The sequence below is a fragment of the Bordetella parapertussis genome, assembly GCF_020735925.1.
Lineage (GTDB): Bacteria > Pseudomonadota > Gammaproteobacteria > Burkholderiales > Burkholderiaceae_B > Bordetella > Bordetella pertussis.
On record NZ_CP085971.1, the window covers coordinates 3,074,333 to 3,087,115 of the forward strand.

At 67.2% G+C, this 12,783-nt stretch carries 13 protein-coding genes; 8 read left to right on the forward strand and 5 right to left on the reverse strand.

What is annotated here, in order from left to right; all coding sequences use genetic code 11:
• Positions 1 to 132: 132 nt before the first annotated feature.
• Complete coding sequence (locus LK409_RS14520) at positions 133 to 792, forward strand: C40 family peptidase (RefSeq protein WP_041937265.1); 660 nt, start codon at positions 133 to 135, stop codon at positions 790 to 792.
• A gap of 134 nt (positions 793 to 926) precedes the next feature.
• On the opposite strand, the gene LK409_RS14525 is transcribed toward LK409_RS14520, so the two are convergent.
• From LK409_RS14525 to LK409_RS14540, 4 genes are all read right to left on the reverse strand, one after another.
• Positions 927 to 1,238, reverse strand: coding sequence for a DUF2325 domain-containing protein (locus tag LK409_RS14525; protein WP_003813757.1), 312 nt, complete (start codon positions 1,236 to 1,238; stop codon positions 927 to 929).
• Positions 1,239 to 1,453: 215 nt separating this feature from the next.
• Positions 1,454 to 2,398, reverse strand: a complete 945-nt coding sequence (locus LK409_RS14530; RefSeq protein ID WP_003813758.1) for a CysB family HTH-type transcriptional regulator — start codon at positions 2,396 to 2,398, stop codon at positions 1,454 to 1,456.
• Between the two features lie 99 nt (positions 2,399 to 2,497).
• Positions 2,498 to 3,991: a CoA-acylating methylmalonate-semialdehyde dehydrogenase gene (locus LK409_RS14535; RefSeq protein WP_003813760.1), complete on the reverse strand. Its 1,494-nt coding sequence runs from the start codon at positions 3,989 to 3,991 to the stop codon at positions 2,498 to 2,500.
• Between the two features lie 96 nt (positions 3,992 to 4,087).
• A complete protein-coding gene (locus LK409_RS14540; protein ID WP_010928988.1) occupies positions 4,088 to 5,305 on the reverse strand; it encodes an ABC transporter substrate-binding protein in 1,218 nt (405 codons plus the stop codon).
• Between the two features lie 139 nt (positions 5,306 to 5,444).
• Between LK409_RS14540 and LK409_RS14545 the strand changes: the two genes are divergently transcribed.
• Positions 5,445 to 6,365, forward strand: coding sequence for a LysR family transcriptional regulator (locus LK409_RS14545; protein WP_010928989.1), 921 nt, complete (start codon positions 5,445 to 5,447; stop codon positions 6,363 to 6,365).
• Here the strand turns inward: LK409_RS14545 and lptF are convergent.
• Positions 6,362 to 7,474: an LPS export ABC transporter permease LptF gene (gene lptF, locus LK409_RS14550; protein WP_010928990.1), complete on the reverse strand. Its 1,113-nt coding sequence runs from the start codon at positions 7,472 to 7,474 to the stop codon at positions 6,362 to 6,364. The two genes, LK409_RS14545 and lptF, sit on opposite strands and share 4 nt — an antisense overlap.
• A gap of 53 nt (positions 7,475 to 7,527) precedes the next feature.
• Between lptF and LK409_RS14555 the strand changes: the two genes are divergently transcribed.
• The 6 genes from LK409_RS14555 to LK409_RS14580 all read left to right on the forward strand — a co-directional run bounded on the left by LK409_RS14555 (position 7,528) and on the right by LK409_RS14580 (position 12,780).
• Entirely contained in the window at positions 7,528 to 9,027 is a 1,500-nt protein-coding gene (locus tag LK409_RS14555) for a leucyl aminopeptidase (RefSeq protein WP_010928991.1), read from the forward strand.
• A gap of 17 nt (positions 9,028 to 9,044) precedes the next feature.
• A complete protein-coding gene (locus LK409_RS14560) occupies positions 9,045 to 9,500 on the forward strand; it encodes a DNA polymerase III subunit chi (RefSeq protein WP_003813769.1) in 456 nt (151 codons plus the stop codon).
• Between the two features lie 30 nt (positions 9,501 to 9,530).
• A complete protein-coding gene (locus LK409_RS14565; RefSeq protein WP_003813770.1) occupies positions 9,531 to 9,857 on the forward strand; it encodes a hypothetical protein in 327 nt (108 codons plus the stop codon).
• 99 nt (positions 9,858 to 9,956) lie between these two features.
• On the forward strand, positions 9,957 to 10,667 hold the full coding sequence (locus LK409_RS14570; protein ID WP_003813772.1) for a Bax inhibitor-1/YccA family protein: 711 nt from the start codon (positions 9,957 to 9,959) through the stop codon (positions 10,665 to 10,667).
• Positions 10,668 to 10,849: 182 nt separating this feature from the next.
• Complete coding sequence (locus LK409_RS14575; RefSeq protein ID WP_076879831.1) at positions 10,850 to 11,803, forward strand: Bug family tripartite tricarboxylate transporter substrate binding protein; 954 nt, start codon at positions 10,850 to 10,852, stop codon at positions 11,801 to 11,803.
• Positions 11,800 to 12,780 carry a M14 family metallopeptidase gene (locus tag LK409_RS14580; RefSeq protein WP_010926945.1) on the forward strand — a complete coding sequence of 327 codons (981 nt, stop codon included), beginning with the start codon at positions 11,800 to 11,802 and terminating at the stop codon, positions 12,778 to 12,780. The genes LK409_RS14575 and LK409_RS14580 overlap by 4 nt, the downstream gene beginning before the upstream one ends.
• Positions 12,781 to 12,783: the final 3 nt, after the last annotated feature.

Here is a 12,783-nt window from a genome sequence, read left to right on the forward strand (position 1 = left end):
CGATATTCGCCTAGTTTTTTTCTTACAGACGGTATTGCGAAATCCTAGCGTCACAACAGCTTTGGTAGAATCCCCGAAAATTTCATTACAACCACGGACGCTCCGTTTATCGGGGACGGCCTATTGCGGCGAATGCATCGACACTCCAACCCCGCGCTACCTGAACGCAATATCAGCCTGTCGAGCCGCGGTCTGCGCTTGCTGGCGGTGGTAGCGTGCGCGGTGGGACTGGCCGGTTGCGCCGGCACCGGTGCCAAGAAAACGTCGTATACCTTCGAAAGCGATCCCTACGACACCGAGTGGGTCGCCAGCGCCGACGATCCGATAGGCATCCTGGTCACCCAGAAGCTCAAGCGCGACCGGCGCGCCGGCCAGTCGCAGACCAGCGGCGAGAACCCGCTGGTCAGCGAAGCGCTGGGCCAGCTTGGCGTGCGTTACCGGTTCGGCGGCATCTCGCCCGATACCGGCTTCGATTGCAGCGGCCTGGTGGCCTATACCGCCGAGCGCTCGCTGGGCTTGAAACTGCCGCGCATCTCGGCCGACATCGCCCGCTGGGGCACCAATATCGACCGCAAGGAATTGCGCCCGGGCGACCTGGTGTTCTTCAACGCCCTGGGCCGGCGCTACTCGCATGTCGGCATCTACATGGGCGAAAACCGCTTCATCCACTCGCCCAGCTCCGGCGGCGTGGTGCGTGTCGAGAACATGACCGTGGCCTACTGGGCCAAGCGCTACAACGGCGCGCGCCGCATCGACGACAGCCGCCTCGCCTCGGCGCGCGCGTCGAACTGAACGCCCGCCTTCCCTGTCGGAAGGCCCAAGCAAAAGCGCCCCGAACGGGGCGCTTTTGCTTGGGCCTCAACTGGCGCGCCGGCTACGGCGACCATGCCTGGCGGCTATGACGGCGGCACGGCGTTACCGCGCGGTCACGACCGCGCACACAGGCCGCACTGGTGCAATGCCTGCTGCATGCTGCACACCGAACGCCGGCACGCCACCACGCGGATGCCGCCTCGCTGCGCCGCATGGCGAAACGTTTTCATGACGTTGTGGCCGAGGAAATCGGTAAGAAGGATGACAAGCTGCGTACCGGACGGTAGCTGCAAGGTTTTCTTCTGATGGGATGGATCGCGCCCGCTGATGTGATGGGTGATCGAAATGTTGTGCCCTTTGAGCAGGTCCGGGATGTTGCCCAGCCGGTCCGCGCCCACCACTACTGCACTGAGTCCTGCCGTCATGATTTACCTCATCGGTCGTTGAGACTGTAGGTAATGATAATGATTCCCATTGTATAGTCAACATAAATGAGACCGATTCTTATTTAATATTATCAATGGCTCGGCCTGTTCGGATAGCCGGCATCCGCGGGCGCACGGCCGGCCTGTCCCCCGGGCGAACGGGCAAGAAAAAGCGCGCCGCAGGCGCGCTTTCACCGGGACATGGGCCTGGCCGTTCAGGCCGGCCCGCCCTGCACCGCTTCGCTGACCACCTGGCGCGTCAGGCCGGGGGCCATCATTTCCATGAAGGTGTACACGTAATCGCGCAGGAACACCCCCGATTTCACTCCTACCCGCGTGGTGTGCGTGCCGAACAGGTGCCCCACCGGCAGGCCCACCAGGTTGGCATCGCGGCGCGGGTCGTACGCGACGCCGGCGATGATGCCGATGCCCAGCCCCACGTCGACATAGGTCTTGATCACGTCGGCGTCGATGGCTTCGAGCACGATATCCGGGTGGATGCCCTGGTTGGCGAATATCTCGTCGATCGTGGTGCGGCCGGTAAAGGCCCGGTCGTACGTCACGATGGGGTATTCGGCCAGCTGGGCCAGCGTCAGGCGCCGCGCCTGGCTGGAGGTCAGTTCGGTAAGCGGGTGGTCGGGGCGCACCACCACCGTGTGCTCCCAGGTGTAGACCGGCAGGGTCGCCAGGCCGGGCGTCAGCGCCAGCGACTCGGTGGCCAGCGCCAGGTCGGCCTGCTCGTGCAGCACCATCTCAGCCAGCTGCGACGGGCTGCCCTCTGCCAACGACAGGTGCACCTTGGGAAACTGCTTGCGAAAGGCCGGAATCACGCGCGGCAGCAGGTAGCGCGCCTGCGTATGGGTGCAGGCGATCACCAGCCCGCCCTCGTCGCGGCGGGCGAACTCGTCGCTGACCTTCTTCAGGTTGTCGACTTCGCGCATGATGCGGTCGATCACCTGCGAAACGGCCAGCCCGGGCTTGGTCAGCCCCTTGATGCGCTTGCCGTGCCGCTCGAAGATCTTGATGCCGAGCTCGTCCTCGAATTCGATGATCGCCTTCGAGACGCCCGGCTGCGAGGTATAGAGCATCCGGGCGGCTTCGGTAAGGTTGAAGTCGCGCCGGATGGTTTCGCGCACAAAACGGAATTGCTGCAGGTTCATGAATTGGCCCCTGTTAGACGGAGCCAATTATAAGTAATATAGGAAGGAGTCTATATTACTTTTTACTATAAGTTTACGCGATCCCGCAGCATCGAGCCGTCATTTCATCGAGATGGTGGTGTTCACGCCGCGCCCGTGGGCGGACCAGCGCGCCGTCACCGTCTTCGTCTGCGTCCAGAATTGCACCGCCTGCTTGCCGTTGGGCCCGAGGTCGCCCAGCTTGGACCCGCGCGAGCCGGTAAAGCTGAACCAGGCCACCGGCACCGGGATAGGAATGTTGATCCCCACCTGGCCGACGTCGATGTTGTTCTGGAAGTAGCGCGCCGCGCCGCCGTCCTGCGTGAACAGCGCCACGCCGTTGCCGTTGGGGTTGCGATTGATGAATTCGACCGCGTCCTCCAGCGTGTCCACGCCCACCACGCACAGCACCGGCCCGAACACTTCCTCGGTGTAGATGGTCATGTTCTCGGTCACGCCATCGAAGATGGTCGGGCCGACGAAGTTGCCCTGCTCGAAGCCGGCCACCTTGAGGCTGCGGCCGTCCAGCAGCAGCTTGGCGCCCTCGTCCACGCCCTTCTGGATCAGGCCCTCGACGCGCTGCTTGGCCGCGGGCGATACCAGCGGGCCGAGATCGGCCTCGCGGTCCACGCCATTGTTGACCTTCAGCTTCCTGGCGCGCTCGACGAAATCGGGCAGCCAGTTGCGCGCCTCGCCCACCATCACCGCCACCGAAGTGGCCATGCAGCGCTGGCCGGCGGCGCCGAATGCCGCGCCCACCAGCTGGTTGAGCGCCACTTCGGGATCGGCGTCGGGCAGGATCACGCAGTGGTTCTTGGCGCCCATCATCGATTGGCAGCGCTTGCCCGCGGCCGAGGCGCGGTTGTAGATCTCGGTGCCCACGCGGGTCGAACCGATGAACGACACCGCCTTGATATCCGGGTGCTCGCACAGGCCGTTGGCGATGTCCGGACCGCCGTGCACCACGTTGAGCACGCCCGGCGGCAGGCCGGCTTCCAGCGCCAGCTGGGCCAGGAACAGCGACGACGAGGGATCCTGCTCGGACGGCTTGAGCACGAAGGTGTTGCCGCAGGCCACCGCGATCGGGAACATGAAGCACGGCAGCATGACCGGGAAGTTGAACGCGGTGATGCCGGCGCACACGCCCAGCGGCTGGATCAGCGTGTAGACGTCGATGCCGCCGGCGGCGTTCTCGGCGTACTCGCCCAGCTGCAGGTTGGCGATCGAGCAGGCATGCTCGACCACCTCCAGGCCGCGGCCGACCTCGCCCTCGGCATCCGGCAGGGTCTTGCCATGCTCGCGGGTGATCATCTCGGCCAGCTTGCCGGTGTTGTCGCGCAGCAGCTGCTGCAGCTTGAGCATGACGCGCATGCGCGCGCCCTGCCCGGTATTGCGCCAGGTCTTGAAGGCTTCCTTGGCGTTGGCGACGGCCAGGTCCAGTTCTTCGCGGGTGGCGAACGGCACCTGGGCCACGACCTCCTGGGTGGCGGGGTTGATCACGTCGCGCCATTGGGTGGTCTTGGACTGCACGAGCTTGCCGCCGATCAATAGCGGCAAACGGTGAACTTCGCTCATTTCTCTGCTCCTCACACTGCTTGGAATGCGGCCCGGCGGGCCGTGTTGGACAGGCGCTGCCGGCGCCGCTCGCGCGGCGCGCGGCACCGGACCGGTTTACTTCTTGACCAGCGGGCAGGTCGACTCGGCCAGCGGCTGGAAGGCCTCGGCGGCCGGAATGGTGGCCACCAGCTTGGAATAGTCCCAGCCGCCCTTGGACTCGGCAGGCTTTTTGACTTCGTACAGATACATGTCGTGGATCACCCGGCCGTCGGGCCGGATGCTCGCGTTGCGCATGATCGGGGCCTTGACCGGCAATTCGCGCATCTTGTCGGCCACGACCTTGCCGTCGGTACTGCCGCTGGCGGCGACCGCGCGCAGGTAATGCAGCACGCTCGAATAGACGCCGGCCTGGACCATGGTGGGCTTCAGGCCGCGAAACGCCTTCTCGAAGCGCGCCGACCACTGGCGCGTCGCGTCGTCATAGTCCCAGTAGAAGCCGTCCACATAGGACAGGCCCTGGGCGTTGTCCAGCCCAAGCGCGCGCAGGTCGGACAGGAATACCAGCAGCGAAACGAGCCGCTGGCCGCCTTCGACGATGCCGAACTCGCGCGCCTGCTTGACGGCGTTGACCGTATCCTGGCCGCCATTGGCCAGCGCCACGACCTGGGCCTTGGAGCTTTGCGCCTGCAGCAGGTACGAGGCGAAATCGGGCGCGTTCAAGGGGTGGCGCACGCTGCCTGCCACCGTGCCGCCCAGCGCCTGGACGGCCTTGGCGGTATCGGCCTCCAGCGAGTGGCCGAAGGCGTAATCGACGGTGATGAAGTACCAGGACTTGCCGCCCGCCCGCACCGTGGCCTTGGCCCCGCCGGCCGATTGCGAATAGGTGTCGAACATCCAGTGAAAGCCCAGCGGCGAGCAATCCTGGTTGGTCAGCGCCGTGGCGGCCGGCCCGGAGAACATCACGACCTTGTTCTTCTCGCGCGCGATACCCTGCACCGCCAGCGCCACGGCCGAGTTGGTCAGGTCGGAGATGGCAGTGACCCCATCGCGGTCGAACCACTCGCGCGCCTTGGCCGCCCCGACGTCCGTCTTGTTCTGGTTGTCGGCCGAAACCAGGTCGATTTTCATGCCCTTGCATTCGGCGGCCAGGCAATCGTCGATCGCCAGTTGCGCCGCCGCGACCGAACCAGGCCCGCCCATGCCGGCATAGGTGCCCGACATATCGGTCAGGATGCCGATCTTCACCGGCGGCTTGTCCGCCGCCATCGCCTGACCCACCAACATGGCGCCCAGGCACAAGCCTGCGGCAAACCCGCGTGCGCGCGATTTCATGAATCTGTCTCCTGTGGTTTTTCTAGGTCCTGCACGGGTGCGCCCAAGGCGTCCTCCCGTCCTAGTGTAGATGTGTGAAAATCCACAATCAACGAAACAAATGCACATTCCTTGTGCAAAAATACACAAGAGAGCCGCCATGCTGGATTGGGACAGCCTGCGCTACTTCCTGGAAGTGGCGCGCACGCAGCGAGTCAGCGCCGCCGCGCGCAAGCTGGGCGTGGAACACACGACCGTGGCGCGCCGCGTCCGCGCGCTGGAGGCCGAGCTCGACAGCCTGTTGTTCGAGAAGTCGCGCAGCGCGGGCTACGTGCTGACCGAGGACGGGCAACGCCTGTTCGTCTTCGCCGAGCAGATGGAAAGCACCGTGCACACCGCGCGGGAAAACCTCTCCGGCATCGGGCAGGCGCTGTCCGGGCATGTGCGCATCGGCGCCACCGAGGGATTCGGCAGCTATGTGCTGACCCCGCTGGCGGCGGACTTCCAGCGCCGCTACCCGCACATCACCCTGGATATCCTGCCGGTGCCCCGCTTCGTCAGCCTGTCCAAACGCGAGGCGGACCTGGCCATTACCATCGAGCGGCCGCAGCGCGGCCCGTATGTCTGCACCAAGCTGTGCGACTACACGCTGATGCTGTATGGCACGCCCGCTTACCTGGCGCGCCACGCGCCGATCCGCGAGCGCGCCGACCTGGCCGGGCACAACTTCATCGGCTACGTGGACGAACTGCTGTTCAGCGAACGCCTGCGCTACCTCGAGGACGTGCTGCCCAACAGCCAGGTGGTGCTGCGCAGCACCAGCGTCATCGCCCAGTACCACGCCGCCCTGCAAGGACAGTCGCTGGCTATCCTGCCCTGCTTCATCGCCGCGCAGGACCCGCGCCTGACCCCCGTGCTGCCCGACGACATCGCCATCATGCGCAGCTTCTGGATGTACTGCCACGAAGACCTGCGCCGCCTCAAGCGCGTCAGCGCGCTGTGGGAGTTCATGCGCCGCTCGGTCATGCGCAATGCGGCGCTGCTGCAAGGCCGCGGCGCCGCATTGCAATACCTGCCCTAGGCGCCGCGTCCGGCGTTGCGCGGCGCCTTCACCCGCAGGCGGCGCATCAGCAGGTAGGCCGCCAGCAGCGCCACCACGGCGTGCACGGCCCATACGCCGATGCTGAAACTGATCTTGCCGCTGCTGATCCAGGCGCGCGACAGGTTGATCATGTTCATGTACAGCAGGCCGACCAGGCCGGCGATCAGCAGGTCGCCGGAGCGTCCCAGGCGCGGATTGACCGCGCCCAGCGGGATCGCCAGCAGCGCCAGGTTCAGGGCCGCCAGCGGCATCGCCACCCGCCACATGATCTGCGACCAGCTGCTGTCGGTGTTGTCCTGGACCAGTTGCATCGTCGAGCGCGCCTTGCTGAAGCGCTCGGCCGCCGCGCGCGCCTCGGCCATGGGATCTTCGCCCGCCTTGCTTTCCAGCCGCACGCCATACTGATCGAAATTGACCAGCCTGATTTCCGGCGTGCCCGGCTTGAGATCGTAGCGGTGCCCTTCGCCCAGGACCAGGAAACGGTCGCCGTTGGGCAGCGTTTCGCTGCGCGCATTGCTGGCGGTCAGCACGCTGAGCCACTCCGGATCGATCGAGCGCGCGAACACCGCGCCCAGCTCATCGCCCGGGCGCACGGGGTCCTCGGCGAAGAATACGCGGTCTCCGCGCCCCGATTCGGCGAACTGCCCCGCCGTCACCTTGGAAAGATCGGAGCGCTGCTCGAAGCGCTCGCGGTATTCGCCGATCTGACGGTAGGCCCAGGGCGACGCGACCAGCGTAAGCGCCGCCACCAGCATCGCAATCGGCACGGCCACCCGCGCCACCGGGCGCAGCCAGTCGGCCAGGGACAAGCCGCTGGCGAACCACACCACCATCTCGGACTCGCGATAGTTGCGTGTTACCGTGGTCAGTACGGCGATGAACAGCGACACGGCCAGGATGGTCGGCAATGCCGTGATGGTGGAAAAGGCCGCCAGGCCGAGCACGACATCGGCGCCGATCGAGCCGCCGGCGGCTTCGCCCAGCAGGCGCACCAGCAGGACGCTCAGCCAGACCACCACCAGCGTGGAAAACACGACGCCAGCGTGACTGGTGATCTCGCTGACGACAGACCGTTTGAATAGAGACATGTGAGAATATGCGGGATAATCGACCGCAACTTACGTGCAATCGGAAAAGCCTCATGGAATTTAGCACACAGACCACTGCCTCCCTGCATCAGATCAAGACTGCGGCCCTGGCCGTCGGCGTCTTCGCCGACGGCGTGCTCAGCGCCGCGGCGGAAGTCATCGACCGCGCCAGCCACGGTGCCGTGGCCGCCGTGGTGAAAAGCGAGTTCCGCGGCCGCACCGGCGGCACGCTGGTGCTGCGCAGCCTGGCCGGCGTCAGCGCCCAGCGCGTGGTGCTGGTGGGCCTGGGCAAGCAGGCCGAATACAACGCCCGCGCGCACGCCAGCGCCGAACAGGCGTTCGCCGCGGCGTGCGTCGCGGCCCAGGTGGGCGAAGGCGTGTCGACCCTGGCCGGCGTGGCCATCGAGGGCGTGCCGGTGCGCGCCCGCGCGCGCAGCGCCGCCATCGCCGCGGGCGCGGCGGCCTACCATTACGATGCGACGTTCGGCAAGGCCAATCGCGACGCCCGCCCCAGGTTGAAGAAAATCGTCCAGGTGGTCGACCGCGCGGCCTCCGCGCAGACGCAGCTGGGCCTGCGCGAAGGCGCGGCCATCGCCCACGGCATGGAACTGACCCGCACGCTGGGCAACCTGCCCGGCAACGTGTGCACGCCGGCCTATCTCGGCAATACCGCCAAGAAGCTGGCGCGCGAATTCAAGAGCCTCAAGGTCGAGGTGCTCGAACGCAAGCAGGTCGAGGCGCTGGGCATGGGCTCGTTCCTCTCGGTCGCGCGCGGCTCGGAAGAGCCGCTGCGGTTCATCGTGCTGCGCCATGCCGGCAAGCCCGCCAAGAAGGACAAGGCCGGCCCGGTCGTCCTGGTGGGCAAGGGCATCACCTTCGATGCCGGCGGCATCTCGCTCAAGCCGGCCGCCACGATGGACGAAATGAAGTACGACATGTGCGGCGCGGCCAGCGTGCTGGGCACGTTCCGCGCCCTGGCCGAGCTGGAGCTGCCGCTGGATGTGGTGGGCCTGATCGCGGCGTGCGAGAACCTGCCCAGCGGCAAGGCCAACAAGCCCGGCGACGTAGTCACCAGCATGTCGGGCCAGACCATCGAGATCCTCAACACCGACGCCGAAGGCCGCCTGGTGCTGTGCGATGCCCTGACCTACGCCGAGCGCTTCAAGCCCGCGGCCGTGATCGACATCGCCACGTTGACCGGCGCCTGCGTGGTAGCCCTGGGCAACGTCAATAGCGGCCTGTTCTCCAAGGACGACGCGCTGGCCGACGCGCTGCTGGCCGCCAGCCGCCAGTCGCTCGACCCGGCCTGGCGCCTGCCGCTGGACGATGCCTACCAGGACCAGCTCAAGTCCAACTTCGCCGACATCGCCAACATCGGCGGCCCCCCGGCCGGCGCGGTCACGGCGGCCTGCTTCCTGTCGCGCTTCACCAAGGCTTATCCGTGGGCGCACCTGGACATCGCCGGCACGGCCTGGCGCGGCGGCAAGGACAAGGGCGCCACCGGCCGGCCGGTGCCGCTGCTGATGCAGTACCTGCTGGACCAGGCAGGCTGAACGCGGGGCTGGCCGCCATGACGCGCATCGACTTCGCCTTCGGCGCTCCGGACCGCCTGCGCGCGGCCTGCCGCACCGCACGCAAGCGCTTCCAGGCGGGCCAGCGGCTGGTGGTCTACTGCGCCGACGGCGGACGCCTGGCCGCCTTCGACCGGATGCTGTGGGCCCTGGAGGACGTCTCGTTCGTGCCGCATGTGCTGGCCAACGACGCGCTGGCGGCCGACACGCCGGTCCTACTGACCGCGGGCGACCCCGCCGCTGCCCTGGCGCTGGCCACCACCGGCGACAGCCGCCCCTGGCTGCTGAACCTGGATGACGGCTGCCCGCCCAACTTCGATGGCTACGAGCGCCTGCTGGAAATCGTCTCCGACGACCCGGCCGACCGCCAGGCGGCGCGCCAGCGCTGGCGCGACTATCAGAATGCCGGCCATGCGCTGCACAGCCATGACCTGAGCCGCGCGGGCGAGGCCTGACGGACTCGCCCGCCTTTCCGGGAGGCTGCCATGCCCCACCACTACTCCGACTCCAGCATCCCCACCCTGACCGACCGCGTCGAACCCGGGCTGGGCAGCCCGCAGGCCCCAGCCGCCATACCGCGCCTGTCCGAGCAGGCATCGGCGCCCCCGGTCTCCCACGAGTCCGGGGCGGCCAGCGCGCCCGATACCCCGTTCCAGCCCGGCGACGCCGTGCTGCGCGCGGTGCTGCAAGCCGAGCTGGAGGAAACCCTCACGGCGGCCATCGACGAGGCCGTGGCGGGCATCCGCGCCCGGCTGGATGCCGAACTGCCCGCCATCCTGGCGCGGGTCATGCGCAACGTGCGGCCCGGCTGAACAGGGCCCGGTTTCCGATGGATTTTTCAGGGAACTGTCAGGTAGACTTATCGTCTAAGCTCGCGAGGCAAGTTTTTTTGCCGCACATAGGAGTCGTCAATGAACGAAACCCGTCCGTCCCCCTTTAACCGCTCCGGCGCGTATGCCGGCGCCCCGGGCGAAGTCGTCCGGAACAAGGTGCTGCGCAATACGTACTGGCTGCTCGCGCTGTCCCTGGTGCCAACGGTTCTGGGCGCCGCGGTCGGCCTGTACACCGGCATCAACCAGGTCATGGGCGCCAGCCCCGGCCTGAGCGCCATCGTATTCCTGGTGGGCGCCTTCGGCCTGATGTTCGCCATCGAGAAGAACAAGAACAACTCGCTGGGCGTGGTCCTGCTGCTGGCCTTCACGTTCTTCATGGGCGTGATGCTGTCGCGCCTGCTGGGGTTCGTGCTCGGCATGGGCAATGGCGCCCAGCTGGTCATGACCGCATTCGGCGGCACCGCCATCGTGTTCGGGACCATGGCCACGCTGGCCACCACCATCAAGCGTGACCTCTCGGGCATGCAGAAGTGGCTGTTCACCGGCGCGGTGGTCATCCTGGTGGCGGCGCTGGCCAACATCTTCCTGCAGATGCCGGCGCTGATGCTGACCATCTCCGTGCTGGCCATCGTCATTTTCTCGGCCTTCATGCTGGTGGACCTGCAGCGCGTGATCAACGGCGGCGAAACCAACTATGTGTCGGCGACCCTGGCCATCTATCTGGACGTGTACAACGTCTTCTCCAATCTGCTGATGCTGTTGGGAATCTTTGGCGGCGACCGCGAATAAGCATTCCTGCTGCGCATCGAAAAAGGCTTGCCGACGGCAAGCCTTTTTTTTTCGCCTCCGGCATGCCCGAGGCGGGCCAAGTACTTGATCTATCCGAACAACCATTCGATTGCACTAAACAACAGACGCCCCTGCCCCTCGCACAATGGCGGCACCATCACCACTACGACAGGGGAATCGCCATGTACCTACGCTATGCCCTGGCCGGCGCGCTGACGCTGGCCTGTTCCGGCGTACAGGCCGAGGATTTTCCGGCCCGCGCCATCACGATGATCGTTCCCGCCGCGGCGGGCGGCAATGCCGACATCACGGCCCGCCTGGTCGGGCAGGAAATGAGCAAGCAACTGGGCCAGCCCGTGGTCATCGAGAACCGCGTCGGCGCCGGCGGGCGGATCGGCACCCAGGCCGTGGTGCGCGCCGCTCCCGACGGCTACACCATCGGCTATGCCCACGTCGGCACCCTCGTCCTGCACCGCTTCCTGTTCAAGGAGCAGATGTACGACATCGACAAGGACCTCGCGCCGATCGGGCTGGTGGCGGAAACGCCCAACGTCATCGTGGTCAGCCAGGCCTCGCCCTACCGGACCCTGCAGGACCTGATCGGCGCAAGCAAGGCGCAGCCCGACCGGATCACCATGACCTCGGCCGATCCGGGCACCACCAGCGAAGTGGACGTGAAGCTGTTCATCGCGCAGACGGGCGCGGGGGTGCGCCAGATTCCGTACAAGGCAACCGCAGCGCAACTGGCCGACCTGCTGGGCGGGCATGTCGACTCCATGATGGAGAACCTGCCGCCGCTGATCGGCAATCTCAAGGATGGCCGCTTGCGGGCGCTGGCGGTCACCACGCGCAAGCGCGTGGCCTCCAACCCGGACGTGCCGACGGTGGCCGAACAGGGCTACCCCGACTACGAGCAAGGCGCCTGGAGCTCCCTGGTCGCCCCGGCCGGCACGCCGCCCGAGGCGCTGGCGCGGCTCAACCAGGCCCTCAATGCGGCGCTGGCCGCGCCGGCGGTATCCGCGGAACTGCGCAGCCGTTCGCAGGAACCCCTGGGCGGCCCGCCCGCCCAGGTGCAGGCGCAGGTCGACAAGGAACTGCCCAAATGGCGCAGCGTGATCCAGGCGGCCAACCCATGACCCGCACCAGCCGGGCGGATTTTTCATGTGCCGCGGCCACCAACCGCTCGGCGTACCGGCGGGTAACGGTGCCGGTGCTGCGCATCGAGGCCGGCGCCGGGCCGGCCGTGCTGCTGATGGCCGGCGTGCACGGCGACGAGTGGGAAGGCCAGGCCGCCCTGCTCGAACTATGGCACGCCCTGCCCGGCCTGCTGCGGCGCGGCACGGTGTACGTGGCGCCGGCGGCCAACGCCGAGGCCAGCCTGGCCGGCACGCGGCTGTCGCCGGCCGACGGCGGCAACCTCAATCGCGCCTTCCTGGGCGCGCCGGCGCGCGGCTATACCGAAGCCGTGGCGCATGCCCTGCAGACGCGCATCCTGCCGCAGGTGCAGTACATGATCGACGTGCACAGCGGCGGCGCCTCGCTGCGCTACCTGCCGGCGACGGTGATCACGCGCTACGGCGACGACCCGTGGGACGAGCGCGTGGCGCGGCTGGCGCGCGGTTTCGGCCTGGCGCGCTGCCTGTTCTTCCGCGGCGTCGAAACCGGCTCCATGCCGGCGGCCGCCAGCCGGCTGGGCGTGGCGCGCCTGAGCGCGGAAATCGGCGGCGGCGCCGAGACGTCCCAAGAGCTGGTAAGGCTGTGCCGCGACGGCATGCTGTCCTGCCTGGCCGGACTGGACATGGTCGACGCACACCATGCCATGCCTGGCCCGCTGGAGGCCTTCCATGACGTGGACGCGCCCCGGGCCAGCATGCGGGCCGATGCGCCCGGCGTCTTCATCCCGTCGGTCGCGCTGGGACAACAGGTCGCCGCCGGCCAGCAAGTCGGCACCCTGTGCGAACCGGCCCGGCCCGATCGGCCGCCGTTGGCGCTGGCCAGCCCGCAGGATGGCACGGTGGTGTGCCTGCGTGCGCTGGCGCGCAGCGACGACGGCGACTGCCTGCTGCAGATCGCCCCCGCCCGTCCTTTCGAAACTCTCTCCACGCTGTACTGATCC

Coding starts and splice junctions, on each gene's coding strand:
- LK409_RS14580 (WP_010926945.1), top strand. CDS start 11,800: ATGACCCGCACCAGCCGGGCGGATTTTTCATGTGCCGCGGCCACCAAC.
- LK409_RS14565 (WP_003813770.1), top strand. CDS start 9,531: ATGCCCCACCACTACTCCGACTCCAGCATCCCCACCCTGACCGACCGC.
- LK409_RS14570 (WP_003813772.1), top strand. CDS start 9,957: ATGAACGAAACCCGTCCGTCCCCCTTTAACCGCTCCGGCGCGTATGCC.
- lptF (WP_010928990.1), bottom strand. CDS start 7,474: ATGTCTCTATTCAAACGGTCTGTCGTCAGCGAGATCACCAGTCACGCT.
- LK409_RS14530 (WP_003813758.1), bottom strand. CDS start 2,398: ATGAACCTGCAGCAATTCCGTTTTGTGCGCGAAACCATCCGGCGCGAC.
- LK409_RS14560 (WP_003813769.1), top strand. CDS start 9,045: ATGACGCGCATCGACTTCGCCTTCGGCGCTCCGGACCGCCTGCGCGCG.
- LK409_RS14545 (WP_010928989.1), top strand. CDS start 5,445: ATGCTGGATTGGGACAGCCTGCGCTACTTCCTGGAAGTGGCGCGCACG.
- LK409_RS14540 (WP_010928988.1), bottom strand. CDS start 5,305: ATGAAATCGCGCGCACGCGGGTTTGCCGCAGGCTTGTGCCTGGGCGCC.
- LK409_RS14520 (WP_041937265.1), top strand. CDS start 133: ATGCATCGACACTCCAACCCCGCGCTACCTGAACGCAATATCAGCCTG.
- LK409_RS14575 (WP_076879831.1), top strand. CDS start 10,850: ATGTACCTACGCTATGCCCTGGCCGGCGCGCTGACGCTGGCCTGTTCC.
- LK409_RS14525 (WP_003813757.1), bottom strand. CDS start 1,238: ATGACGGCAGGACTCAGTGCAGTAGTGGTGGGCGCGGACCGGCTGGGC.
- LK409_RS14555 (WP_010928991.1), top strand. CDS start 7,528: ATGGAATTTAGCACACAGACCACTGCCTCCCTGCATCAGATCAAGACT.
- LK409_RS14535 (WP_003813760.1), bottom strand. CDS start 3,991: ATGAGCGAAGTTCACCGTTTGCCGCTATTGATCGGCGGCAAGCTCGTG.